Raw genomic sequence first — 23,679 nt, 5'->3', positions numbered from 1 at the left:
ATATCAAAATTTAAAGCTTTTTCATAATCTCCTCAACAATCTTTTCTGGTGGGTGCTCAATGGAAACGGTAATTGCTTTGGATGGGGGTTCCAGCGTATCAAATTGTGATTGTAAAAGTTGAGCACTCATAAAATGCCCTTTTCTTTTGTTCAATCTAGATTGTATTAATTTAAAAGACCCGTTTAAATAAACAAAGACCATGCTATCCCCCATTCCTGCCCGTAAAATGCTTCTGTAGTTCTTTTTTAGGGCAGAACAAGCGATTATAGCACCCTTGTCCCGATGTTTTATGGCCAATTTATTGAGCTGTATCAACCATTCTTTACGGTCATCGTCATTTAGAGGATTCCCAGAGCTCATTTTTTTTATGTTCGCTACGGGATGAAAGTCATCACCATCGTAAAATGGCCGGGAGAGTTTTTGCGAAAGCAGTTTTCCGATTTCTGTTTTTCCGGAGCCGCTTACTCCCATAACTACTATCACAGTTTTACCGTTAGGCATAGAGGTTGTTTTTTAGTTGGTCTGTAACCATTTGCAGTACTTGACCGGGCTCGCCGTTATAAGGTACCCACAAAATAGCTTCATTTTTCCGCAACCATGTAAGTTGCCGCTTTGCAAATCGTCTTGTGTTTTTTTTAATTTCTGAAACAGCAAAGTCTAAACTGCAATGCCCATCAATATATTCAAAAAGTTCTTTGTAACCAACTGTTTGCAAGGCGTTCAGTTTTCTGTGAGGATATAGTTTTTCAGCTTCCTCCAGCAATCCGACCTTCATCATAAGGTCCACCCTGGCATTTATCCGCTCATAAACAACTTCTCTTGGTGCTTCAATACCAATATAAAGCGTTTTGAAGCCCCTTCCGGTTTTGGGTTGGCCCAAGAACAATGAGTAAGGTTTGTTGGCGGCTATGGACACCTCCAAAGCTCGAATCAGCCTATGAGGGTTGTCCTGATCAACAGTTTTGTAATAGTCGGGGTCTCTTTGCTTCAATTCTTTTTGAAGACTTTCCAATCCTTGCTCCTCTAGTTTTTGATTCAACAATTCCCTTATTTTTGGGTTAACCTCCGGAAATTCATCCAATCCGGATACAACCGCATCAACATACAGGCCACTACCGCCTACCATTACGGCAATATCTTTTTTTTGAAATAAACCATCCAACAGCTTAATGGCTTCTTTCTCAAAATCACCAACGGAATAGGGTTCAAAAATACTTTTGTGCTGTATAAAATGGTGGGGTGCCTCGTTCAATTCCTCTTTGGACGGAACAGCCGTCCCTATTTCCATTTCCTTAAAAAACTGCCTGGAGTCGGCAGAGATTATTTCAGTATCAAAATGCTTCGCCAATTGGATTCCAAGCGAGGTTTTCCCGATGGCGGTAGGTCCTACCACAGCTAATAAAACTTTTGTGCTCATAGCGGATGTCCACAATTAAAGCAATGCGTAGCATCGTCTCGGTGCCCTTCTATACTACAACTGGGGCAGGCTTGGGTGTTTACATGCACTAAAACACTTTTGTCATCTACCTCTTTGTTTTTTTTGTTGCGGGTAAATTCCGCAGTAACGATTCCGGTAGGTACGGCAATGATTCCGTAACCCAAAATCATGATTACCGTGGCGAGAAGTTGGCCCAAATTAGTCTGTGGTGCAATATCTCCATACCCAACGGTGGTGAGCGTAACTATAGTCCAATAAATACTCCTTGGAATACTGGTGAAACCTGCCTTGTCTCCTTCAACAAGATACATTAATGTACCCATGATCACGGATAAAATCAAAACCACATAGATGAAGACTGCAATTTTGGCCCGACTGGCCTTTAAAGCTGACTGCAATTGGGAAGCTTCGCCCATAAATTTAACGAGTTTCAGTATCCTGAAAATCCGTAGTAAGCGGAACGCCCTTACTGCCAACAACACTTGCGAACCTGCTAATATATAGGAGAGGTAAAGCGGTATTGTTGATAAGAAATCAATGATGCCATAAAAACTGAAAACGTACTTTAATGGTTTTTTGATGCTTATCAAGCGGGCGATGTATTCTAGAGTGAAGAAAATTGTAATCACCCATTCAAGGGTCAACAGGGTTTTATGGTAGCGTTGGTCAAATTCATCAACACTCTCCAACATCACCAAAATAACACTGATGATGATCAGGATAAAAAGAACAATGTCAAAAAGCTTACCCGATGGAGTGTCCGCTTCATAAATAACTTCATGAAGTTTGTTTTTCCATTTAGATTGTGGCTTGTGTTCTTTCAATGATCAGGGGGTTAGTGGTATGGTTTTAAGTCGGTTGTTTTTTCTCAGATAGGTTTCTACGATAAATGTAGTGTTTTCATCACTCCGCATTGGGGTCATAATAGACTCCAAGATATGAATATTATTGATTTGATGGTTGAGTTCCACATAACCAAATCCTTGAAGTTTACCATTTTTGATCAATATAAAACTGCGCTCCCCGGTTTCCCTGCCGCGGTCTATCAACGCCATATTTTTATTTCGGATGCTGTACCTATCAAAAGCGGAAAGTACTTTTTCGTTACAGGCTAATGCGTTGGCACCTACAGGTTCTTGATGATAACTTGACACATCTGTTCCCAAAGAGGAAGGGCAAAGCTCAAATTCGTCTGATATTTTGTTTAAAAAGCTCTTTGCCGCCTGAGTTCCGTTAAATGCCATTTTTTTAGGCTCGAGCAACTTGTTTTTTTCTACCCCCAAAACAATATGTTCGGTTCCGTTTTGACTAAAATCTATGGTGTGGGTAAAAAGTTTTTTATTGGAAACGTGGTTGTATCTTGGTTTGTTCTTTTTTTGCTCCAAATAAGCCTTCAAAATGGCTATAAGCTCACTTCCCGTGGTTTCGTATGTTACTTTTTTTGTTTCTTTTTGAAGTTTCCGTGCCAGTTTGCCCACATTGGTAAAGTGCTGGTTCACTCTTTTTTTGATGTTCTTGGTTTTTCCCAAAAAGATGATTTCCCCATCTTTGTCGTGCATATAGTACACGCCGGTTTCAGACGGTAAGCTGAAAACCATATCCAATTGATTTGGCGAAAGTTCTCCATGCGTTTCCTCGCGAATAACTTCGGTGATGATTCTTTTGTCCGAATCTTTGTTCAACAACAACTTGAAGAGTTTCAGGGTAGCAAGTGCATCGCCATTGGCACGATGTCTGTCACTCATGGGAATGCCGAGCGAACGGGCTAATTTCCCCAAACTATGCGATTCTGCTTCCGGTATCAGTTGTTTGGATAGGTCGACCGTACAAAGCGTTTTTCGTTGATAATCGTAGCCAAGTCTTCTGAACTCGGTTCGGAGGATCCGGTAATCAAACTGGGCATTGTGCGCCACCAAAATAGTTCCTTCCGTTATTTCTACAATACGTTTGGCTACTTCGTGAAACTTGGGTGCGGAACGTAGCATTTTGTTGTTGATACCTGTCAACTTTGCTACAAAAGGTTGTATTTCCCTTTCAGGATTGACCAAACAGATGAATTTGTCAACTATCTGGTACCCATCAAACCTGTGGATGGCAATCTCGGTAATGCCTTCCTCATTGTATTTTCCTCCCGTGCTTTCAATGTCGAGTATGGCGTACATGGAAAATTAATGGTTTATGAATAATTTCTTGCCCCAAATATACTGCTTCCAATTCGTACCATAGTGCTACCTTCCTCAATTGCAATTGCATAATCACCGCTCATGCCCATGGAAAGGATGGAGATACCCATCTGTTTATCTTCAAGTGTATCAAACATGGATTTGAGCTGGGCAAACTCTCTTTTCACTTGACCCATATCGTCCGTAAAGGTGGCCATGCCCATTAAGCCAACTATTTTGATGTTTGCCATCGCTTTGAACGCATCGGAATCGATAAGTTCGTACAATTCCTTTTCGTCCAGACCAAATTTGGTATCCTCCTCGGCAATATGAATTTGAAGTAAACAAGGAATTACTCGGTCGTGCTTTTTAGCCTGTTTGTTGATTTCCTTCAACAACCTTGGGCTGTCCACCCCATGAATCAAGGAAACAAACTCGGCCATGTATTTGACCTTATTGCGCTGTACGTGGCCAATCATGTGCCATTCAATGTCCTTGGGCAAATCTTCCCATTTTTGGACCATCTCCTGCACTTTGTTTTCCCCGAACACCCGTTGTCCTGCCTCGTAGGCTTCCAAAATATCCTCGTTGGGTTTGGTTTTGGAAACGGCAACCAAGGTGACTCCTTCGGGAAGTTCGGATTTTATTTTGTCAATATTATCTTTTACGGACATAGTTTAATTAATGTCATTCCGCACTTGATACGGAATCTTTTTTGGTTAATGGATTCCTGCTTTTTTATCCCTTCCATAAACGGGGTGCAGGAATGATAATAAAATTACTCGTAGTGAGTGTATTTTGATAATATTATGGTCAAAAACCGTCAGTTCGAGTGATTTTGAGGAACGAAAAATCATATCGAGAACTTTTTTAGATAAAAATTCTTTTTCTCGATACAAATTTCACTCATGCTGTCGTGAAATCCACTCGAAATGACGAATTTTTTATCAAAATGTACTGTGTTTTAAAATTTATAATTCATAAATAGCTAGCCCGCTACGGAGCTTAGGCTCAATATACGTGCTTTTTGGGGGCATTACCAAACCTGCATCGGCTATTGCCTTAATTTCTTCAATAGTGGTGGGAACTAGGCTAAAACCGACGGCATAGTTGCCAGAATCCACTAAATCTTTCATCTGAATAAGGTTGTTTTTGCCATACCCGTAGCAAATCCGTTTGTCATTTCTTAAATCTGTGATGCCCAAAATAGGTTCCAGAATGGTTTTGTAAAGGATTTGAGTATCCAATTTGCTTAACGCATCGGTAAACTCATGATTGGTTTTTCGAAAATGAAGGGTGTAGAACTCACCTTCCAAACACATACTGAATTCATGCTTTTTGGATGGTTTGGACAGTCCGTCCTCTCTTTTTTCTATTCTGAAATGTTCATCCAGTCGAATTAAGAATTCTTTTTTAGAAAATCCGTTTAAATCTTTTACCATACGGTTGAACTCAAAGACCCTCATTTGTGATTCGGGAATAAGGTAGGCCATAAAATAGTTGTAGGCTTCCTCACCGGTATGGTCGTTGTTTTCAGACTTTTTTAGATCAGCCAATAAGCTCGATGATGCACTACGGTGATGTCCATCGGCAATATAGAGCGCATTGAGGTCGCCAAAGGCCTTTTCCAGTTTTTCAATCCCTTCGAGATACGAAATCTTCCAAAGTTTATGGTTCACTCTATCTGTTGTGGTAAAATCGTATTCTGGCTGCCGTTCAATTTTACGTTGAAAGATTTCATCAACCAGCGCATTGTCCTCATAGGTCATTAAAACGGGCTCTGCGTTGAACCCTACGGTATGCAAATAGTCCGCAAAAAGCTCTTCTCGATCCTGAATGGTATCTTCGTGCTTTTTAATGACGTTATTTCGGTAATCATCCACGCTGCAGGCACAAAAGAACCCCAAGCTCTTAAAATCATCTTTTTCAATTTGATATAGATAAAAGCTAGGTTCATCGTCTTTTTGAAAGATGTTTTCCTCCAAAAACTCCAAATACCGATTGTGAACAAGGCCAAAACGTTCCTTTCCTTTGATGGTTTTTTCAAACTTGAACCCAGGGTTGATGATGTGTAAAAATGAGAAAGGGTTGTACTGTAATACCGCTTTCAATTCCTCTTTGGAATACTCTTCGTAGGAGCGTGATGCTACAAAAAATGCTTTGTCCTTTGTAGGGCGAATGGCCTTAAAAGGCTTTACAATGGCCATAAATTCGTTATATAGTTAAAGGGGCACCTGCCCTGCGATTTATTATTGCTACTTTAATTTTAAAAATATTTAGTGTTTTTTTCTCATTTCGAACGCAGTGAGAAATCTCATTACAAAACAAATTTAAGGTTATGAGATTCCTCGTCGCTTCGCTCTGTCGGAATGACAACCAAGTTCTTTGAATCTTATTTGAATTGAACGGAAATATTTTCAGCTTTTCTGGATTCGGAATAATCATAAAAACCTTCACCTGATTTTACGCCCAATTTGCCGGCCATCACCATATTAACGAGTAGGGGGCAAGGGGCGTATTTTGGGTTTTTGAACCCATCATACATTACGTTCAAAATGGAAAGGCATACATCCAATCCAATAAAATCGGCCAATTGAAGTGGCCCCATGGGATGCGCCATACCCAACTTCATTACGGTATCAATTTCTTCAACACCAGCAACCCCATTATACAGGGTTTCAATGGATTCATTGATCATCGGCATTAAAATACGATTGGCCACAAATCCCGGGTAATCGTTTACCTCTGTTGGAGTTTTGCCCAATTTTTTGGAAAGTTCCATAATGGTTTCCGTTACTTCGTCCGATGTGCTATATCCACGTATGATCTCGACCAATTTCATAATTGGAACAGGATTCATAAAGTGCATTCCAATTACTTTCTCTGGACGTTTTGTTGCAGCACCAATCTTAGTTATTGAAATAGAAGATGTGTTGGTGGCCAAAATGGTTTCTGCTTTGCAGATTGCATCCAAATCTTCAAAAATCTTCAGTTTAATATCCAAGTTCTCCGTGGCAGCTTCAACAACTAAATCCGTATCGGAAACACCATCTTTTAAATCGGTGTATGTGGTAATGTTGGCTAGGGTTGCCTCTTTTTTGGCCTCGTCGATTACCTCTTTGGCAATCATACGGTCCAAATTTTTCGTAATGGTCGCCAAGCCTTTATTTAAAGATGCCTGTGCAATGTCCACCAGATTTACTTTGTAACCATTTTGTGCGAAAACATGGGCAATACCGTTGCCCATGGTCCCCGCGCCGATCACTGCTATTTTTTTCATAGTTTGTTGTTTAAAAAAATGTCGTCAATTCGAGCGCAGTCGAGAATGACGACACCTATTAATCTTTAAAAGACTCAATTATCTGAAGGGCCACTCGGAGAGCGTTGGTTCCTTGTTCCAAACTCACGATTGGGGTAGTATCGTTGTTGATGGCGTCGGCAAAAGTTTCCAATTCGTCCAAAATGGCATTGTTGACATCTATTTCAGGGTTTTCAAAATAGATTTGTTTCTTTTCTCCTTCGGCATTTTGAAGAATCATATCAAAATCTCCAGGGTTTTCGGGTGCATCCTTCATTTTTACCACTTCCACCTTTTTCTCTAAAAAGTCAACAGAAATGTAAGCGTCCCGTTGAAAAAAGCGTGACTTACGCATATTTTTCAACGAAATACGGCTGGAAGTAAGGTTGGCGACACAACCATTTTTAAACTGGATGCGTGCATTGGCGATATCGGGCGATTGACTGATTACGGAAACGCCACTTGCGTTTATTTTCTCCACTTCCGAAGGCACCACGCTCAAAATCGCATCAATATCGTGGATCATCAGGTCCAATACTACGGGGACATCCGTGCCTCTGGGGTTAAATTCCGCCAAACGATGCGTTTCGATGAACATGGGGTTCTCGATTTTGTCTTTCACGGCCAAAAATGCGGGATTAAAGCGCTCCACGTGGCCTACTTGGCCTTTTACACCGTGTTTTTTAGAGAGCTCTAGCAGTTCTTCAGCTTCTTCAAGCGTGTTGGTAATAGGCTTTTCTATGAAAATGTGCCTGCCTTTTTCGATGGATTTTTTGGCACAATCAAAATGGGATAAGGTTGGCGTTACAATATCAACAACATCTACAGTGTCAATCAAATTGTTGATATTTTCGTAGTGGGAATAACCAAATTCAGCAGCTACTTTTTTAGCATTTATCTCGTCTGGATCATAAAATCCAACGAGTTCGTATTTGTCCGATTGGTTTAAGAGCCTTAGGTGTATTTTTCCTAAATGTCCTGCTCCCAGGACACCAACTTTTAGCATATTACCTGTTTTTGTCAAAAATACGGATATGATGGCAGTTTCCACAAAATTTTGAACGGAACTACGTTGATATTTGGGGGAACTTTATAAATTCGTGCCACCAGACTACAGACGATGAAGGATACGCACAAGCACAAGGGAATGCGGAATAACTTGGCCGAGATTGTTGCTGCCAAGGGAGTTACGGACAAAAAAGTATTGGAAGCCATAAAAACTATTCCGAGGCATTTGTTTTTGGACAGTGGTTTTGAGGACCACGCTTATCAGGATAAAGCGTTTCCCATTGGTGCGGACCAAACCATATCCCAACCATACACCGTTGCTTTCCAAAGTGAATTGTTGGAGGTGAAACCCAATGCCAAAATATTGGAGATTGGTACGGGAAGCGGATATCAAACAGCTGTTCTGTTACATTTAAGGGCGAAGGTGTACACCATTGAGCGTCAATTGGAATTGTTTAAGACAACCCGATTGTTTTTCAATAAAATGCATTATCGTCCCAAGAAAATGATTTTTGGCGATGGCTACAAAGGATTGCCTGAAGAAGCTCCTTTTGATGGGATCATTGTGACAGCGGGCGCTCCCGAGGTACCTAGACCACTATTGTCCCAATTGAAAGTAGGGGGTAGGTTGGTAATTCCTGTTGGAGTGGATGAACAGATTATGACCTTGTTCGAGAGAAAGTCAGAAAAAGAGTTTGAGAAAAAGGAATTTGGGTCTTTCCGATTTGTTCCTTTGCTGGAAGACAAGAATTGATAGCTAACTGTTTAATTGACCATGTATGTGCAGTAAGCAGTACGCAGTTGGCAGTTGCAGTAACTTAGTGATCGAACAATCTTGTCATTTTCGAACCAACCGACGGGAGCGTGAGAAATCTCGCCACCCTGAACTGGTTTCAGGGTCTCACTCTTATGGGATTCCGAAACGAGTTCGGAATGACGATTGGTTATAATTGACACGGATTTCACTAATGACCACGAATAGATTGTGCTCTTGAACTTTTTCTTCGTGCTTCCGATTTCTGACATCGAGCATCAAATAGGAAGTAGTATGAAGAAGGCGATAACTCAATAACAAAATAACGTAGTGGGCAGTAACCTGAAACTTGAAACATGGAACGGCAGGCAGGCAAACATTAAAGGCAGGAATTACTGCTGACTGCGCACTGTATACTGACTTCAGACTTCCAATACCCCAACAATTTTAGTTGTTGAAACTCTTTTTGATTCGGTCCAAGTTTCGCTTGCTGTCCCGACTTTTAATGGTTTCGCGTTTGTCGTATAGTTTTTTACCCTTGGCTAGGCCAATGTTCATTTTGGCTAGACCTCTATCATTTATAAAAACTTTGAGCGGAACAATGGTGAGGCCCGTGGCGGCCACCTCCTTTTGAAGCTTTTTTAGTTCACGCTTGTTGAGCAGCAGTTTACGTACAGCCTTTGGGGCATGGTTGTAATGTCCTCCGTGACTGTATTCATCAATCTGCATGTTGACAACAAAAAGTTCGCCTTTGTCATTGAATTCACAAAAGCTTTGTGAAATGGAAGCTTTGCCCAATCGGAGTGATTTTATTTCGGTACCACCCAAAACAATACCTGCCGTATAGGTGTCCAATATTTCGTAATCAAATCGGGCCCTTCTATTTTTTATATTGATATTTTTCTGCATCGTGGACAAAAATATAAACTCTTTGCCAAGAAAATTGTAATGTTATGGTAGATTTTACGAATAAGTACCAAAACCAACTCATGAAAAAAATTTTAATCCCCCTAATGCTTGTTTTAGCCATTGGATGCAAACAAGAACCAAAGAAAGCCTTGACGGCCCAAGCAATTATTGACAATTCCATTGCCGATAGTGGAGGAAAGTTGTTCGACGATCACAAAGTAACTTTTGATTTCCGGGACAAGACCTATGTTTCAGAAAGTATTGATGGTCAACGTGTTTTTAAAAGAATATCCGATTTGGACTCCACAACCATTATAGATATCAAGCGCGGTGATGACTTTGAGCGTTATATGAACGATTCTTTGGTCATGGTCCACGATACCATGGCGGTGAAATACGCCAACTCCATAAATTCCGTACACTATTTTGTGCGATTGCCCTATGGGTTAAATGATGCTGCCGTTAACAAAGAGCTTTTGGGCAAAGAAACTATTGAAGACAAGGAATATTACAAAGTAAAAGTCACTTTTGACCAACAGGGCGGGGGCGATGACTTTGAAGATACTTACTTGTATTGGTTTGATTTGAAGACTTTTAAACCCACTTACTTAGCTTATGACTTTCATGCGGATGGGGGAGGGCAACGTTTCAGGAAAGCCTATAATGAGCGTTACGTAAAAGGTATCCGTTTTGTGGATTATGAAAACTACAAACCTAAAAATGATTCCTCAGGAATTTTGGAAATCGGTCAGCAATACAACGAGGGCGGGTTGGAACTATTATCAAAAATAGAACTCAAAAACATTTCTGTCGAGAAAAACTAGTCCATTTTTAGACGGATATCAGTGGGCACTCCATCAATAATCCGAACAATAAAGAGGCTGCTGTTATCCGTATCGTCCATCTGGTCGTATTTTTCTAAGCTTATTATTTTGTTTACGAGCATGGGGGTTGTGTTGCTATGGCCTACCACTAGCACATTTTTACCCTCGTTTGCAAGTTTAAACTCTTCAATATCCAAAGCGTTTGGATCATAATATTTTATGTCGATGTCTTTTTTTATAGATGTTGGGGCAGCTGTCATTTGAGTGCGCTCATAATTCGTGGAATAAACCATATCCAAAGGAATGGGGTCGAACACCTCTGCCCATCGAATTGCCCTGTCCAATCCATTTTGGTTAAGTTCCGGGTCTGGATTTTCTGGGTCGGTTCTGTCTTTTTCGGCATGGCGAATAAAATAGAAGGTGGAAATAACGGGGTCTTCCCCAATTTTCGTATCTTTTTTGCAGCCAATACATCCAACGAGTATAATTGCAAGGGCGATTAGAGGTTTGATGGTTCGCATAGTTCTATTCAAAGTTCCCGTGTATTTTTGTTAATCAGTTTTAAAAGTAACGTTTAATTTCCATTTTCTCGTATGCCAAGGTTTCTGGTTTGTTTGTTTACAATGGTAATTTGCACCCTAAGTTGGGGGCAGGAATCTGCGTTGCCATCAGATTTTAGGCAACATTCTTTGACGCAATTCAATGCCAGTTTGTTCAATCCAACTTATGCGCTGGATTGGAACAACCCCAATTCCCTTTCCGTTTGGACCCGTTGGCAATGGCAAAGTATAGATGGTGACCCAACATCCATTTTTGCCAATTACACGCATCAATTAAATACAGCTTCGGTTGCCTCGGTCGGCTTTTTGCAACACAATACAGGGTTATTTCTCTACACGGGAGGTAATTTGAATTTTGCCCAGACTTTTGAATTGGATGAGGGGGTGAGCTTAATGGCAGGACTCAATACATTTGCTTTTCAACAGACCGTTGCGGATGAACAATTTGTTCAAGGAGATGAGGTAGACCCCGTAGCTTTGGAAGATTTGGAAGGTTTTAAAGTTCGATTTTCACCTGGATTACGTTTGTCGGTCAACCAATTTAGTGTAGGATTGGCTTTTGAGAATGCCATTGGTTTTAACGTTTCTGGAAATAATAGAGAAAGTATAGAGAGCTTTCAAAGCGTTACTGGAACCCTTAGTAATGATTTTCCCTTAATGTTGTCCCAAAGCCTCGGTAGCAGCTACGTTCGTCCTGTGCTTTACCTTAAATCAGTTCCCAACGGTGATACCCAATTTGGGTTGAACGGATTGTTCTCGACGTCAAAGTTTTGGGTTCAAGGCGGATATAATAGTTTTTATGGACCTTCTGGTGGATTGGGCATTACAATTTCCAATGCATTTTCAGTTGGTGGACTTATGGAATTTGGCACGGATAGCGCATTGAGTGAAGAAGATGCCACTATCGAAATTATTGCTTCCTATCACTTTGGGAAAACAAAATCAAAAGAAAAAGTACTGCCCGAGCTAAATCGAAGGGAAGAAGAAATCGAACAACAGCGCAGGGAGCAAGAACAAAGAGAACTCGAAGCAAGAAGACAATTGCAACGTGAAAGGGATTCTTTGGCCGAAGTACAGCGAATTAACGAACAACTGGAATTACAACGCGTAAAAGACAGTATCGCTAGCCTACAGAACCAAAAAGTAGCCGTGCTACCCAACGAAAGATATGAAGAGGTAGAAAGCGAGGACGGTCTAGAGCCCGGTTTCTATTTGATTGCCAATGTGTACGGAACTAAAAAGTACTTCAATAATTTTATGAAGACCCTCAGAGAAAAAGGACTGGAACCAAAGTCTTTTTACAGGAGCTTCAATAAATACAATTACGTGTATTTGGAGCGCTACAACACCATGGAAGAGGCAAGAAAGGCCCGGGATAGTAAGTTTTTTGGAAAATACGAGGATAAAACTTGGATATTCCGTGTGAAGGGAAATTGATTTTAAGGTATCGTGTCATTTCGAACATAGTGAGAAATCTCTTCCCAGATTCAAGGATAGGAGATTCCTCGTCGCTTCGCTCTGTCGGAATGACAACTATACTCAAAAAAGAATTACATCCTTTATTTAATTAAACTTTAAGTTTATTTCAAAATAGAGTCTCCATAAAAGTCAGTGAACGATTTTCTCCATTTTTGAGGCAATTGTTGTTTTTTTGATTCTTCTCTATCAAAAGCAACTAACAACGTTTTGGATATGGCTACAATTCGCTCATGCTTTTTGCTATGGATTTTCCCCTCGCAAAGAACCCTATCTTCCAGCAATTCTATTACGTCTAAAGTAATAACAACCTGATCGGGAAAGGTAACCGGAAAAATATATTTACAGTCTTGCCAAGCCAGGATTGGGATAACTTTCCCAAACTCTAACTTACCTTCCTGCATTTTTCGAAACATCTGTATGCGTGCGGATTCTATCCACCGTAGATATACCGTATTGTTTACGTGTTGTGCAGCATCCATGTCACTCCATTGTACAGGAAGTTCAAGTGTCGCATAGCTATTGGAATTATTATCTATCATTTAATATTCTTTAGCTTGTTTACATCATTCTCTAAAAAAACTATGGATTAAAAATCTAAGTTAGCTTTTTTCTTCAGCTCCTGCTTCACCAAATACTCCAAGTAGGTGATGGTGTTGACCAAATATTTTCGGTCCTGAGTAATAGTGCTCATCGCTACCGCTCCTTGAATCATAGTGAACAGTTGTTTGGCAAATTGTAAGGGAGGCACAGGCAAACGGATTTCTTCTTTATTGGCTCCATTTTCCAAAACAAGGGCAATTTTACCTTCAATTTCTTTGACGGTTTCCTTTACGGCTGCCGATAGAAGTTTATTGTTGGCTTGCGCATCTACCCCAACATTTAATATGGGGCATCCACCCAAGGGAAGTGTAAACATATCGTATTGTTTGTAAAAACTCAATAAGCAAAACAATTTATCAAATGCTTTTACACCGATTTCCAGCTTGTTATCAATGGTTTCAAGCAATACGTTTCGATTGTGCTCAAATGCCGAAAGGGCCAAGGCTTCTTTATTTTCAAAATTCCCGTAAATCGCACCTTTGGTAAGGCCTGTGGCCTCGGTAAGGTCGCTCATACTTGTACCAATATAGCCGTGCTTGTTAAAAATGGGGGCCACGGTCTCAATAATGTAAGCGGTGGTTTTTTCTGCTTTCTTGGTCATCTTGTGGGTTACTGTTGGTCGAATCTAAGATATAAAAAATCAAATACTGTTTGGTATTTAACTGGGTAAAAGCCCCTATTTTAACATGTTCCTTGCTCTCTGGAGTGAAATTTTAGGCTTGGGAAAGGTATTTTTCCCACTTGTTCATAAGGCGTCTGATTCAATTCAACAATTAGGACCAAACTTTTCTTAAAAAATTGATGAAATTTTGATTCATGATTTTCTCAATATCCGAATTACTATAGCCTCTTTTTCTCAAAAGATTTGGAATTTTTTGAAGGTCTGCGATAGTTTCCAAATCCCATGGACTCTGTTCTTTCCCAAAAGCACCGTCCAAATCGGTTCCAATACCAACGTGATTGGTGTTGCCTGCCAATTGACAGATATGGTCAATATTGTCCACCGCAATCTCCAGGGTTACATTCATTTCTTTTGGGGTTGATTTTCCCCGAATCCAATTGGGAACCATCATCCAGGCATCCAAAGCAACACCGATTACAGCCTTTCTGTGGATAAGTTCCTTGATTTGCTCATCGGAAAACTGGCGGTTGTGGTCCACCAATGCTCTGCAATTGTTGTGGCTCGCCCAAACGGGACCGTTGTACACATCCATAGTTTCCCAAAAGCTCTTATCGCATAAGTGGGTGGCATCCAAAATTAGGTTGAGTTCCTCCACTTTTTTGAGCAACTCACGACCCTTTTGCCCAATGCCGCCAACGGAATCCGTTCCATGGGCGTAAATTCCCGGCCCATAATGAGCGGGACCAATAGCCCTGAGCCCGGATTCGTAAGATTGTTCCAAGTAGCTCAAGTCCACAATGGAATCGGCACCTTCTAAACTTAAAATGTATCCAATGGGCTTTTTGGGTTCATCGCTGTTCCAAAGTTTGAGATGTTTCTCCAAACCTTCCTTGTCCTTGATTTGAACCATCTCACCGGCCTTTTCCATGGTTTTGTACCACGCCAATTGCCCTTGGGTCTGTGCCCAAGCTTGATGCTGTGAATTCCAACCAGGGATTGGACTTCCTTTTTTTACGAAACGAGCAATTTGTGTGGCCATGCAAAGGCCTATATTGCCTTCTCGCATAGCCGGAAGGGAAACGGTGTTCTTGCCACGGTCGGGTTTATCGATCATTCCTTGTTCACGTTCCCTTATTTCCGAAACGGGCAGGGTAAGGTCGCGGTTCCATTCCAAGGCATTCATGGCAAGGTCTAGATGCGCATCAAATACGAACATATGCTGTCTTTATGGGTGAAGTTCAAAAATAGCTTCAATTTCTACGGCAATATTGTTGGGGAGCATCATACCTACGGCACTCCGTGCCCCGATACCGTTTTCTTGTCCAAAGACATCCGCCATTAATTCACTAAAACCATTGATCACATAGGGGTGCTTGCCAAAATCTGGAGTGCAATTTACCATTCCCAATACTTTCACCATTCTTTTGATTTTGTCCAAACTGCCAAAGTGAGTGGTAATGGTGGACAACATGGTCAAACCGACTTGTCTGGCTGCCAATTTTGCCTGTTCTTCATCGAGGTCATCGCCGGCTCTACCGGTCATCAGAGAGCCATCGAGATTAACAGGGCCTTGACCTGACACATATAAAAAGTTGCCTACCACTAAAACAGGTCGATAAACTCCTGCAGGTGGTGGGGCAGGAGGTAATTGGAGGTTTAACGCCTCCAAACGTTGCGATGGTGATTTTTCCATAAATTGTATCGTTAGATTATACTGTTGATTGCCAAAACGCCCAAGAGTCCCATAATACCAACCAAGGTTTCCATGACGGTCCAAGTGGAGAGCGTTTCTTTGACGGACAGGTTAAAATATTCCTTGAACATCCAAAAACCTGTATCGTTGACATGGGAGAGCATCAAACTTCCGGAACCAATGGCCAGTACCATTAATTCTGGGCTTGTACCTGTGCCCGAAGCCAAAGGTAGTACAATACCCGCTGCAGTGAGCCCTGCTACGGTGGCGGACCCTACACTTACACGAATGGCGGTGGCTATGAGCCAAGCAAGCACTAATGGTGAAACACTCGAACCTTTTAAACTATTGGCGATATAATCGCTCACTTGACTATCTATCAAAACTTCTTTTAAAGCTCCGGCCCCTGCAATAATCAATAGAATCATCGTAATACTGGAAACCGAGGTGGAAAGCGAATTCATTAAATCACCCATTTCCTTGCCCTTGGCCAATCCCAGAGAATAGATGGCAATGAGCACGGATAGCAGCAAAGCAATTACTGGATTACCAATAAAGACTAGTATGTTCTGCAACAAGCCTTCTTCCAAGAATTGTTCTGCTGCGATGCCTATCCCAATAAAAATAATAGGGGAGAGCGCAGTTAAAATACTTACTGCTGTGGATGGGAGTTCCTCTTCTGGTATAGGTTCGGCATTGTAAAATTCCTTTAGGGGTTTGGCTTCTATATTTTTAATGGTACGGGCAAATAAAGGACCTGCCACGATGATAGCGGGAACAGCTACGATAAGTCCGTACAATAATGTTTTTCCAATATCCGCATTAAACATGGCTGCGATGGCCGTAGGAGCAGGGTGGGGAGGAAGGTACCCATGTGTGACCGATAAAGAAGTCAGCATTGGCAATCCTACGTAGAGTAAGGGCAGTCCCGTGGAAAATGCTATGGTAAAAACCAAAGGAATTAAAATAACGAAGCCTACGGAATAGAACATCGGTATTCCCACGATAAATCCCGTAACCACCATTGCCCATTGTACGTGCTTTACTCCAAACTTGGCTACAAGTTGGGTGGTGATTTGTTGTGCGGCGCCACTATCGGCGACCAATTTCCCCAACATAGCACCCAGTCCCAGAATTAGAACCAGAAAACCTAAGGTATTCCCGATACCTCGTTGAATGGAGTTCACTAAACTTTCCAGTTCCATTCCTTGAAAAATACCTACAAAGAGGCATACGATAATGAAGGATAGGAAGGCGTTGAGTTTAAATTTTGCGATGAGTAAGAAAAGCAGAAAAATACCTAGAACGGCAATGATTAGTGGCATATTTAGGATATGGTTTTGGGCTAAAATAAGGATTTATATATTACAGGCATTGATTATTGCGAATTTCTAAGGATATGGTTTAAGATTGTGAAAGAAATAAAAAAACCGTCAGTTCGTGTTTTTTCAGAAGGAGAAGTATCGAGAGCGAGGTTGATACTTTAAAAAATTCTTTTCTCGATACATTTTTTTGACTTGCAGTTCAAAAAACCACTCGAAATGACGAATTTTTCATAAAAAAACCTCTCCCAAAAAGCTATGGGAGAGGTTTTCCTGACTGAAATTTATTTTGAGAACTTACTCTACAAGTTCATCTTGATTTCTAAATACCAATTGATCATCAAAAGAGTCTAAGAGTACGATGCTATCAGCAGTTATTTTTCCTGAGAGCAACTCTTTGGAAAGGTTGTTCAAAACCTCTTTCTGAATTAATCTTTTTACAGGTCGGGCACCATATTGTGGATCAAAACCTTTTGTTGCCAAATAGTCTATTGCCTCTTCGGTGGCATCCAAGGTGATGTTTTGCTTGGTCAACATTTTCTTTAAGTTGTCCAATTGAAGTCCTACAATATCTTTGATGTCCGATTTGCTCAACGGAGTAAACATAATGATATCGTCAATACGGTTCAAGAATTCGGGTCTGATGGTCTTACGCAGCAATCCCAAAACTTCTATCCGTGCTGACTCCGAAGCGCTTTCCAAGTCTACGGCATCTTCAAACTTCTCTTGAATAATGTGGCTGCCCATATTACTGGTCATAATAATGATGGAGTTTTTGAAATCCGCCACACGACCTTTGTTGTCGGTCAGCCTACCTTCGTCCAACACTTGCAATAGAATGTTGAAGGTATCCGGATGTGCTTTTTCAATCTCATCCAACAAGATGACAGAATAGGGCTTCCTACGCACCGCTTCGGTCAACTGTCCGCCTTCATCATAACCCACATATCCTGGAGGCGCACCTACCAAACGGCTCACGGAGTGACGTTCTTGGTATTCGCTCATATCTATCCGTGTGATGGAATTTTCATCATCGAACAGATAGGCGGCCAAGGTTTTGGCCAACTCGGTTTTACCAACTCCTGTAGTACCTAGGAACAGGAACGAACCGATAGGTTTCTTGGCGTCCTGCAAGCCCGCTCTACTCCTTCGGATAGCATCGGAAACGGCGATTATGGCCTCATCTTGGCCTACCACGCGTTTGTGCAGCACGTCTTCCAGTTGCAATAATTTTTCGCGTTCACTCTGCATCATCTTGTTCACGGGAATTCCTGTCCATTTGGCCACAACCTCGGCAATATCCTCATAGGTCACTTCTTCTTTTATCAAAGTGCCCGCGGTTTGCTGTTCAGCAAGTTCATCTTGCAGTTTTTCCAATCTTTCTTGGGACTCTTTTATTTTACCGTAGCGCAATTCCGCTACCTTTCCGTAATCCCCGTTTCGTTCGGCACGTTCGGCTTCTACTTTGTAGTTTTCAATATCCTCTTTGGTTTTTTGGATGTTGTCCACCACGGTTTTCTCACTTTCCCATTTGGCAAAGATTTCATTTCGTTCTTCTTTAAGGTTGGCCAAATCCAAATTCAACGTTTTCAACTTGGAAGTGTCGTTTTCCCTTTTGATGGCCTCCAATTCAATCTCCAACTGCATTATTTTACGGTCGAGTACATCCAATTCTTCAGGTTTGGAGTTGATTTCCATTCGAAGTTTGGAAGCTGCTTCGTCCATAAGGTCAATGGCTTTATCGGGCAAAAATCTGTTGGTGATGTAGCGTTGGGATAGCTCTACGGCCCCAATTACGGCATCATCCTTAATGCGAACCTTATGGTGTGCCTCATATTTTTCCTTAATACCCCTTAGGATGGAAATGGCGCTCTCGGTATCGGGTTCGTCCACTATGACCTTTTGGAACCTACGCTCCAAGGCCTTGTCTTTTTCGAAATACTTTTGGTACTCGTCCAATGTAGTTGCTCCGATAGCTCTAAGTTCACCACGGGCCAAGGCAGGTTTTAGGATGTTTGCGGCATCCATGGCGCCTTGTCCGCCACCTGCACCTACCAAAGTGTGGATTTCATCAATAAAGAGCACAATGTTCCCGTCTGATGAAGTTACCTCTTTGATCACAGCTTTTAAACGCTCCTCAAACTCACCTTTGTATTTGGCTCCAGCAATGAGCGCTCCCATATCCAAAGAATAGATGACCTTGTCCTTAAGGTTTTCGGGTATGTCTCCTTGAATGATTCGGTGTGCCAAACCTTCGGCAATGGCGGTTTTACCCACTCCGGGTTCACCCACAAGCATCGGGTTGTTCTTGGTACGTCTGGACAAAATCTGCAAAACCCTACGGATTTCCTCGTCCCTACCGATTACAGGATCCAATTTACCGCTATCGGCCATTTGGTTGAGGTTGTTTGCGTATTTGTCCAGCGAGTTATAGGTTTCCTCGGCACTTTGCGAAGTGACTTTGCCCCCTTTGCGCAGTTCTTGAATGGCTGCTTTCAAATCTTTTTCGGTTACGCCCTGATCTTTTAGTATTTGAGCGATTTTACTTTTGGACTTGAAAATGGCCAATAACAAGTGCTCAACGGAAACGTATTCATCCCCAAGGCTTTTGGCGATGATATTGGCTTCGTTCACCGTTTTTCCAGCCTCTCTGGAAAGCATAATGTCTCCTCCTGTTACTTTTGAAAAGCTTTGGAGTTCCTTGTCCAATATTTGATTGATGAGGTTGGTGTTGACATTCAGTTTTTTCAAAATGAAGGGGAGCACGTTTTCATCGACCTCGGCAATGGCCTTGAACAAATGTTCGTTTTCGATTTGTTGATGCCCAAATTCTTGGGCCAATTGCTGGGCCCTTTGAATGGCTTCTTGTGATTTTATTGTAAAATTATTAAAGTTCATAGTTATCGTTTTCCTCTAGTATGTCAACAATCTTACCAATGCACCCACACCGTCAAAATGTCTTGTGAATTCAACAAACACAGGACATTTCGTCAGTTATAAGCTTTTTGTTTGCTTACGACTTAAGCTGTAAATTTGCAACATGGGAATATTTGACAGTGTCTTCGGGAAGAAGGATAAAACCGTAAAGGAAAAGAAGGAATTGCCATGGATTCAATTGGAATCTATGGATCAGTTGGAAGCGATTGCGGAAAACTCAAAAAGTAAAACGCAAGTGATTTACAAACACTCCAGTACGTGCGGCATCAGCAGAATGGTGTTGAATATGTTTACGGAGGGATATGACACAGACTTGGATATTGACCTTTATTTTTTGACGATTCAGCATCACAGGGATGTATCCAATGCAATCGAAGATAAGTTTGGTGTTCGGCACGAGTCTCCCCAATTATTGGTGTTAAAAAATGGCGAGGTTGTTTTTCACACTTCGCACGGTGCCATTGCGGATACGGATTTTACACAGTACCTATAAATAAAAACAAAGAAGTTTATGTCATTTCGGGCACAGTCGAGAACTTAAAGCATCTCGACTGCGCTCGATGTGACATTATTTTTAGTTGAACTGATATTTGGAGACGATGCTCTTGAGACGCAATTTAAGGACTTCACCTGCATCATAGACCATTTGCTCGTTGGATGGGAAAGGAACTTCCCGAGCATTGAGGTACAACATTAAATCATCTTCCAAAGCTCTTTTATCCCCTTGGTAATTGGCAAAAATATGCTCAAATATAAATTCGCTGGATAGGGGATAGGAATTGATTTCCTGCCCGTTCCTCAAGTCTGTGAAACTTACTTTGGCCCCAATTTGTGCGCTCTTGGTTTGGGTAAACTGGAACAATTTACAAGTAACGGTCCGCATTTTGTCCACTTTTATCTTGTTGCCCAAACTATCTTTTACCACGTTGCCGTCACGATCCAATAGATATTCCCATCCATCTTTAATTTGTTTTTCCTTGATTACCTGTGTTTCGTTGATTCGTTCTGGGGAGACATTGATTTCCATAAAATCCAAGTTCATGGCGTAATCATATTTGACATTGGAAAGCGGATTGGTGTGGTACTGCAACCAGAAGTTATCGATTCCGAAAGCATTAAAATCCAAAAGTTCCGATTCCAAACGCTCTGGGATAATCTGTTCTGTTTGGTTTGCAATTTCGACTCTTACGAATTCCAACCCTTTGTTATAGGCTTCATCCATTTTGGCAGCTGTTTCGCGATAGCCCGGATTTATTTCCTCCAAATATTTTAAATCCTCGTAGGCGGCCCTGTAATCCGCTTTGTATTTGGCCGATTCCAATAGGTTCGTAGCATTTTGATACAAGTGCTCGGCAAGATCGTCCTTGGTATTTAAAATTTGATTGTCGTAGTTCACAAAGTTGAACTCCGCATTTCTGCCTTCATCATTAATGTACAAAGGCAATAAAGGTCGAATACGTTGTTGAATTTGCTTCAACTGTAAATATTTGTTGTAGATGGTTTCCAAATTGGCAGGGTTGCCATCGTTCTGAAGAAAAGCAATTTCCTGTTGCTCTCTTGCCGTATTCTTGGCAAAAGCCTCTTCAAGTAAAACAATGTATTCCTGATGGCCCTTTTTGGTCTTGTTTTCGGTCAGGTTTTTAATGGCCTTGTTCATTGCCGCGGTATAATTGCCCGTGTTCAGGGCCTCTTGGGTTTTCTTTACGCCGCTACAGGCGCTTAAAACAATAATTGCGGTTAAGAGTATAAATCTTTTCATACTGGTCAACTTTATGGATTGGTATTTTTGGGAATTCAATAGCTGTGCCAAAAATCCTTAATCTTTAAACGAAAAAGCGTGGACGGTAGTATATTTTGGCTAAAAAGCTTGAAAAACCAATAGTAGTAGGGGGAATGGATTGTTTTAAAAATTGTTAATTGTCGTTTAATAAAATTAAGTTCCAATTGTTTTTTTATGAATGAAAATCCCCTTTCAATTCGTAATTTTACGCCCTTAATTAAACAATGGGCAACATGCAACGAGACCACAAGATTTTTGAACTGATAGCGCAAGAGAAGGACAGACAGTTGGAAGGTATTGAACTGATAGCTTCTGAAAACTTTGTAAGTCCACAGGTAATGGAAGCCGCTGGCTCCGTACTTACGAACAAATATGCCGAAGGATACCCTGGGAAGCGCTATTATGGTGGTTGTGAAGTGGTGGACCAAGTAGAGCAATTGGCCATTGACCGCGCCAAGGAATTGTTCGGGGCTGTTTATGCCAACGTTCAGCCGCACTCGGGTTCACAGGCCAATGCATCGGTTTATCATGCCTGCCTAAACCCGGGAGATACCATTTTAGGTTTTGATTTGTCGCACGGAGGTCACCTTACCCATGGTTCCCCTGTCAATTTTTCCGGAAAATTATACAACCCTGTTTTTTATGGCGTGGACGAGGAAACGGGTTTGTTGAACTATGATAAAATTCAAGAGATTGCAGATAAGGAAAAGCCCAAATTGATTATTGCTGGGGCATCCGCTTATTCCAGGGATATGGATTTTAAGCGTTTCCGAGAAATTGCGGATAGTGTTGGGGCTTTGCTTTTGGCCGATATTTCACACCCTGCCGGATTGATTGCCAAGGGAATCTTGAACGACCCCATTCCACATTGCCATATTGTTACCACCACTACGCACAAAACCTTGCGTGGCCCCCGTGGAGGCCTAATTTTAATGGGCGAGAACTTCGAAAATCCGTTTGGTATCAAACTAAAGAACGGAAACCTAAGAAAAATGTCCGGTTTGTTGGATTTGGCGGTATTCCCAGGAAACCAAGGCGGACCTTTGGAACATATTATAGCCGCGAAAGCCATTGCTTTTGGAGAAGCACTTACCGATGAATATTTACACTATATGGTTCAGGTTAAGAAAAATGCCGCTGCCATGGCCAAAGCCTTTATGGACAAGGATTACAAAGTAATTTCCGGTGGAACGGACAATCACATGATGTTGATTGACCTTAGAAACAAGAATATTTCGGGCAAGGAAGCCGAACAAGTGTTGGTCAAGGCAGATATTACGGCCAACAAAAACATGGTTCCGTTTGATGATAAATCGCCGTTTATAACATCTGGAGTGCGTTTTGGCACATCCGCTATCACTACTAGAGGCCTCAAGGAAGAAGATATGGAGACCATTGTTGGGTTTATCGATGAAATTATCACCGATGCCGAAAACGAGAAAAAAATAGCTGGTATAAAACAAAAGGTCAACGATTTAATGAAATCGCGACCTTTGTTCAGTGTTTAGTATTTGCTAGTGGATTCTACTCAAAGAGGAAAATATTCTCTTCGTAAAATTTCTTTTTTCTAAGGGAGTATATTAAGGCTTCGTGTTCTTGTCCTTTATCAAAAAAGTATAGCCCCCAATAGTTATAATATCCACATTTATTGCTTGTGCTTGGTTGTTTGGAAAGTATGGAAGTATTATCTTCAAAAATCGGAACAAAAATTTCATAGGGCATCTCAGTCAACCCTTTGGTGAAATATATAAAGTGTTGATTGATCATTGATATTATTTTCCCCAAATGTTCTGGAATGCTATTTGGATAGAGTCTGGATATGACAATGGAAGTATCTGTAAAATGAAGGGATGTTTCCATAATATCGGCGGGATAGGTGCTTTTTTCGTTTAATTTTTTCAATGCATTTGCCATTGTCATGCACATATCGGATTTACTTTCTTCGGTAATAGTGTAACCGCTCCAATCACCGTTATTAAAATGGCGAAGACAATCAGAAATACTAAAATTAAAATGTAGTTCCACCACCAAATCCAGACGGTTGTTCAAAACATCTTGCTTGCATTTAAGCTTCGCAGTTGCAAAAAAGTATCTTTCCAGATCCTTTATAAAGTCATCTAAACCTTCTGTGGCCTGAAAAACTTTTGGGCCTAGATGGTTGTTTTTACCATTGTTTTTATTGGGGAAAGCCATGCTGATAGAATTCTAATTTTCTTTCAACATAAAGTTAGGATGAATCTTTTTTATAGGATTGCAGATAATCCTTAAAAATTCTGGGGTTTTCCTTTTGTT

At 41.2% G+C, this 23,679-nt stretch carries 23 protein-coding genes; 5 read left to right on the top strand and 18 right to left on the bottom strand.

Annotated features, from left to right (window positions below):
* Positions 1 to 10: 10 nt before the first annotated feature.
* From MURRU_RS17080 to MURRU_RS17045, 8 genes are all read right to left on the bottom strand, one after another.
* Complete coding sequence (locus MURRU_RS17080) at positions 11 to 502, bottom strand: gluconokinase (protein ID WP_014034738.1); 492 nt, start codon at positions 500 to 502, stop codon at positions 11 to 13.
* Positions 495 to 1,418, bottom strand: coding sequence for a tRNA (adenosine(37)-N6)-dimethylallyltransferase MiaA (gene miaA / locus MURRU_RS17075; RefSeq protein ID WP_014034737.1), 924 nt, complete (start codon positions 1,416 to 1,418; stop codon positions 495 to 497). The genes MURRU_RS17080 and miaA overlap by 8 nt, the downstream gene beginning before the upstream one ends.
* Entirely contained in the window at positions 1,415 to 2,263 is an 849-nt protein-coding gene (locus MURRU_RS17070) for an ion transporter (protein ID WP_014034736.1), read from the bottom strand. The genes miaA and MURRU_RS17070 overlap by 4 nt, the downstream gene beginning before the upstream one ends.
* Before the next feature lie 3 nt (positions 2,264 to 2,266).
* A complete protein-coding gene (locus tag MURRU_RS17065; protein WP_014034735.1) occupies positions 2,267 to 3,601 on the bottom strand; it encodes an exonuclease domain-containing protein in 1,335 nt (444 codons plus the stop codon).
* A gap of 14 nt (positions 3,602 to 3,615) precedes the next feature.
* Entirely contained in the window at positions 3,616 to 4,275 is a 660-nt protein-coding gene (locus MURRU_RS17060; protein ID WP_014034734.1) for a YggS family pyridoxal phosphate-dependent enzyme, read from the bottom strand.
* Between the two features lie 297 nt (positions 4,276 to 4,572).
* Entirely contained in the window at positions 4,573 to 5,808 is a 1,236-nt protein-coding gene (locus MURRU_RS17055; protein ID WP_014034732.1) for a DUF1015 domain-containing protein, read from the bottom strand.
* 185 nt (positions 5,809 to 5,993) lie between these two features.
* A complete protein-coding gene (locus MURRU_RS17050; protein WP_014034731.1) occupies positions 5,994 to 6,881 on the bottom strand; it encodes a 3-hydroxybutyryl-CoA dehydrogenase in 888 nt (295 codons plus the stop codon).
* Positions 6,882 to 6,939: 58 nt separating this feature from the next.
* Positions 6,940 to 7,905, bottom strand: coding sequence for a Gfo/Idh/MocA family protein (locus MURRU_RS17045; protein WP_014034730.1), 966 nt, complete (start codon positions 7,903 to 7,905; stop codon positions 6,940 to 6,942).
* 114 nt (positions 7,906 to 8,019) lie between these two features.
* Between MURRU_RS17045 and MURRU_RS17040 the strand changes: the two genes are divergently transcribed.
* Positions 8,020 to 8,661, top strand: coding sequence for a protein-L-isoaspartate(D-aspartate) O-methyltransferase (locus MURRU_RS17040; protein ID WP_014034729.1), 642 nt, complete (start codon positions 8,020 to 8,022; stop codon positions 8,659 to 8,661).
* A gap of 447 nt (positions 8,662 to 9,108) precedes the next feature.
* On the opposite strand, the gene smpB is transcribed toward MURRU_RS17040, so the two are convergent.
* A complete protein-coding gene (gene smpB / locus MURRU_RS17035) occupies positions 9,109 to 9,570 on the bottom strand; it encodes an SsrA-binding protein SmpB (RefSeq protein ID WP_014034728.1) in 462 nt (153 codons plus the stop codon).
* A gap of 80 nt (positions 9,571 to 9,650) precedes the next feature.
* On the opposite strand from smpB, the gene MURRU_RS17030 reads away from it, so the two are divergent.
* Positions 9,651 to 10,394 (top strand): DUF6503 family protein, encoded by a 744-nt coding sequence (locus tag MURRU_RS17030; RefSeq protein ID WP_041802174.1) that lies wholly within the window; start codon positions 9,651 to 9,653, stop codon positions 10,392 to 10,394.
* On the opposite strand, the gene MURRU_RS17025 is transcribed toward MURRU_RS17030, so the two are convergent.
* Positions 10,391 to 10,915 (bottom strand): SixA phosphatase family protein, encoded by a 525-nt coding sequence (locus MURRU_RS17025; protein WP_014034726.1) that lies wholly within the window; start codon positions 10,913 to 10,915, stop codon positions 10,391 to 10,393. The two genes, MURRU_RS17030 and MURRU_RS17025, sit on opposite strands and share 4 nt — an antisense overlap.
* A gap of 72 nt (positions 10,916 to 10,987) precedes the next feature.
* Here MURRU_RS17025 and MURRU_RS17020 point away from each other — a divergent pair, with 72 nt between their 5' ends.
* A complete protein-coding gene (locus tag MURRU_RS17020) occupies positions 10,988 to 12,391 on the top strand; it encodes a PorP/SprF family type IX secretion system membrane protein (protein WP_014034725.1) in 1,404 nt (467 codons plus the stop codon).
* Positions 12,392 to 12,534: 143 nt separating this feature from the next.
* Here MURRU_RS17020 and MURRU_RS17015 read toward each other — a convergent pair whose 3' ends face one another.
* The 6 genes from MURRU_RS17015 to clpB form a co-directional block, all read right to left on the bottom strand.
* Positions 12,535 to 12,972: an acyl-CoA thioesterase gene (locus MURRU_RS17015; protein ID WP_014034724.1), complete on the bottom strand. Its 438-nt coding sequence runs from the start codon at positions 12,970 to 12,972 to the stop codon at positions 12,535 to 12,537.
* Positions 12,973 to 13,019: 47 nt separating this feature from the next.
* Positions 13,020 to 13,634: a TetR/AcrR family transcriptional regulator gene (locus tag MURRU_RS17010; protein WP_014034723.1), complete on the bottom strand. Its 615-nt coding sequence runs from the start codon at positions 13,632 to 13,634 to the stop codon at positions 13,020 to 13,022.
* Between the two features lie 172 nt (positions 13,635 to 13,806).
* On the bottom strand, positions 13,807 to 14,871 hold the full coding sequence (locus MURRU_RS17005) for a dipeptidase (RefSeq protein ID WP_014034722.1): 1,065 nt from the start codon (positions 14,869 to 14,871) through the stop codon (positions 13,807 to 13,809).
* Positions 14,872 to 14,880: 9 nt separating this feature from the next.
* Positions 14,881 to 15,348, bottom strand: coding sequence for a RidA family protein (locus MURRU_RS17000; protein ID WP_014034721.1), 468 nt, complete (start codon positions 15,346 to 15,348; stop codon positions 14,881 to 14,883).
* Between the two features lie 11 nt (positions 15,349 to 15,359).
* On the bottom strand, positions 15,360 to 16,673 hold the full coding sequence (locus MURRU_RS16995; protein ID WP_014034720.1) for a gluconate:H+ symporter: 1,314 nt from the start codon (positions 16,671 to 16,673) through the stop codon (positions 15,360 to 15,362).
* A gap of 294 nt (positions 16,674 to 16,967) precedes the next feature.
* Positions 16,968 to 19,568: an ATP-dependent chaperone ClpB gene (gene clpB, locus MURRU_RS16990; protein ID WP_014034719.1), complete on the bottom strand. Its 2,601-nt coding sequence runs from the start codon at positions 19,566 to 19,568 to the stop codon at positions 16,968 to 16,970.
* A gap of 142 nt (positions 19,569 to 19,710) precedes the next feature.
* Here clpB and ytxJ point away from each other — a divergent pair, with 142 nt between their 5' ends.
* Positions 19,711 to 20,100, top strand: coding sequence for a bacillithiol system redox-active protein YtxJ (ytxJ, locus tag MURRU_RS16985; RefSeq protein WP_014034718.1), 390 nt, complete (start codon positions 19,711 to 19,713; stop codon positions 20,098 to 20,100).
* An 81-nt stretch (positions 20,101 to 20,181) separates the two neighbouring features.
* Here ytxJ and MURRU_RS16980 read toward each other — a convergent pair whose 3' ends face one another.
* Positions 20,182 to 21,366 carry a hypothetical protein gene (locus MURRU_RS16980; protein WP_014034717.1) on the bottom strand — a complete coding sequence of 395 codons (1,185 nt, stop codon included), beginning with the start codon at positions 21,364 to 21,366 and terminating at the stop codon, positions 20,182 to 20,184.
* A 254-nt stretch (positions 21,367 to 21,620) separates the two neighbouring features.
* On the opposite strand from MURRU_RS16980, the gene glyA reads away from it, so the two are divergent.
* Positions 21,621 to 22,895, top strand: coding sequence for a serine hydroxymethyltransferase (glyA, locus tag MURRU_RS16975; RefSeq protein WP_014034716.1), 1,275 nt, complete (start codon positions 21,621 to 21,623; stop codon positions 22,893 to 22,895).
* A 16-nt stretch (positions 22,896 to 22,911) separates the two neighbouring features.
* Here glyA and MURRU_RS16970 read toward each other — a convergent pair whose 3' ends face one another.
* Positions 22,912 to 23,580 carry a hypothetical protein gene (locus MURRU_RS16970; protein ID WP_014034715.1) on the bottom strand — a complete coding sequence of 223 codons (669 nt, stop codon included), beginning with the start codon at positions 23,578 to 23,580 and terminating at the stop codon, positions 22,912 to 22,914.
* Positions 23,581 to 23,679 lie beyond the last annotated feature (99 nt).

The sequence above is a fragment of the Allomuricauda ruestringensis DSM 13258 genome (assembly GCF_000224085.1).
In the GTDB taxonomy this organism is placed as follows: domain Bacteria; phylum Bacteroidota; class Bacteroidia; order Flavobacteriales; family Flavobacteriaceae; genus Flagellimonas; species Flagellimonas ruestringensis.
Note: the sequence above shows the minus strand (reverse complement) of the source record. Positions and strands in the feature narration are given on the sequence as shown.

What these genes read in the sequence shown, in the direction of transcription:
- MURRU_RS17025 (WP_014034726.1), bottom strand. Translation starts at nt 10,915, where the DNA reads ATGCGAACCATCAAACCTCTAATCGCCCTTGCAATTATACTCGTTGGA.
- clpB (WP_014034719.1), bottom strand. Translation starts at nt 19,568, where the DNA reads ATGAACTTTAATAATTTTACAATAAAATCACAAGAAGCCATTCAAAGG.
- MURRU_RS17010 (WP_014034723.1), bottom strand. Translation starts at nt 13,634, where the DNA reads ATGACCAAGAAAGCAGAAAAAACCACCGCTTACATTATTGAGACCGTG.
- MURRU_RS17030 (WP_041802174.1), top strand. Translation starts at nt 9,651, where the DNA reads ATGAAAAAAATTTTAATCCCCCTAATGCTTGTTTTAGCCATTGGATGC.
- miaA (WP_014034737.1), bottom strand. Translation starts at nt 1,418, where the DNA reads ATGAGCACAAAAGTTTTATTAGCTGTGGTAGGACCTACCGCCATCGGG.
- MURRU_RS16995 (WP_014034720.1), bottom strand. Translation starts at nt 16,673, where the DNA reads ATGCCACTAATCATTGCCGTTCTAGGTATTTTTCTGCTTTTCTTACTC.
- MURRU_RS16980 (WP_014034717.1), bottom strand. Translation starts at nt 21,366, where the DNA reads ATGAAAAGATTTATACTCTTAACCGCAATTATTGTTTTAAGCGCCTGT.
- MURRU_RS17055 (WP_014034732.1), bottom strand. Translation starts at nt 5,808, where the DNA reads ATGGCCATTGTAAAGCCTTTTAAGGCCATTCGCCCTACAAAGGACAAA.
- MURRU_RS17065 (WP_014034735.1), bottom strand. Translation starts at nt 3,601, where the DNA reads ATGTACGCCATACTCGACATTGAAAGCACGGGAGGAAAATACAATGAG.
- MURRU_RS17050 (WP_014034731.1), bottom strand. Translation starts at nt 6,881, where the DNA reads ATGAAAAAAATAGCAGTGATCGGCGCGGGGACCATGGGCAACGGTATT.
- MURRU_RS17045 (WP_014034730.1), bottom strand. Translation starts at nt 7,905, where the DNA reads ATGCTAAAAGTTGGTGTCCTGGGAGCAGGACATTTAGGAAAAATACAC.
- smpB (WP_014034728.1), bottom strand. Translation starts at nt 9,570, where the DNA reads ATGCAGAAAAATATCAATATAAAAAATAGAAGGGCCCGATTTGATTAC.
- MURRU_RS17005 (WP_014034722.1), bottom strand. Translation starts at nt 14,871, where the DNA reads ATGTTCGTATTTGATGCGCATCTAGACCTTGCCATGAATGCCTTGGAA.
- MURRU_RS17020 (WP_014034725.1), top strand. Translation starts at nt 10,988, where the DNA reads ATGCCAAGGTTTCTGGTTTGTTTGTTTACAATGGTAATTTGCACCCTA.
- MURRU_RS17040 (WP_014034729.1), top strand. Translation starts at nt 8,020, where the DNA reads ATGAAGGATACGCACAAGCACAAGGGAATGCGGAATAACTTGGCCGAG.
- MURRU_RS17015 (WP_014034724.1), bottom strand. Translation starts at nt 12,972, where the DNA reads ATGATAGATAATAATTCCAATAGCTATGCGACACTTGAACTTCCTGTA.
- glyA (WP_014034716.1), top strand. Translation starts at nt 21,621, where the DNA reads ATGCAACGAGACCACAAGATTTTTGAACTGATAGCGCAAGAGAAGGAC.
- MURRU_RS17080 (WP_014034738.1), bottom strand. Translation starts at nt 502, where the DNA reads ATGCCTAACGGTAAAACTGTGATAGTAGTTATGGGAGTAAGCGGCTCC.
- MURRU_RS17000 (WP_014034721.1), bottom strand. Translation starts at nt 15,348, where the DNA reads ATGGAAAAATCACCATCGCAACGTTTGGAGGCGTTAAACCTCCAATTA.
- MURRU_RS16970 (WP_014034715.1), bottom strand. Translation starts at nt 23,580, where the DNA reads ATGGCTTTCCCCAATAAAAACAATGGTAAAAACAACCATCTAGGCCCA.
- ytxJ (WP_014034718.1), top strand. Translation starts at nt 19,711, where the DNA reads ATGGGAATATTTGACAGTGTCTTCGGGAAGAAGGATAAAACCGTAAAG.
- MURRU_RS17060 (WP_014034734.1), bottom strand. Translation starts at nt 4,275, where the DNA reads ATGTCCGTAAAAGATAATATTGACAAAATAAAATCCGAACTTCCCGAA.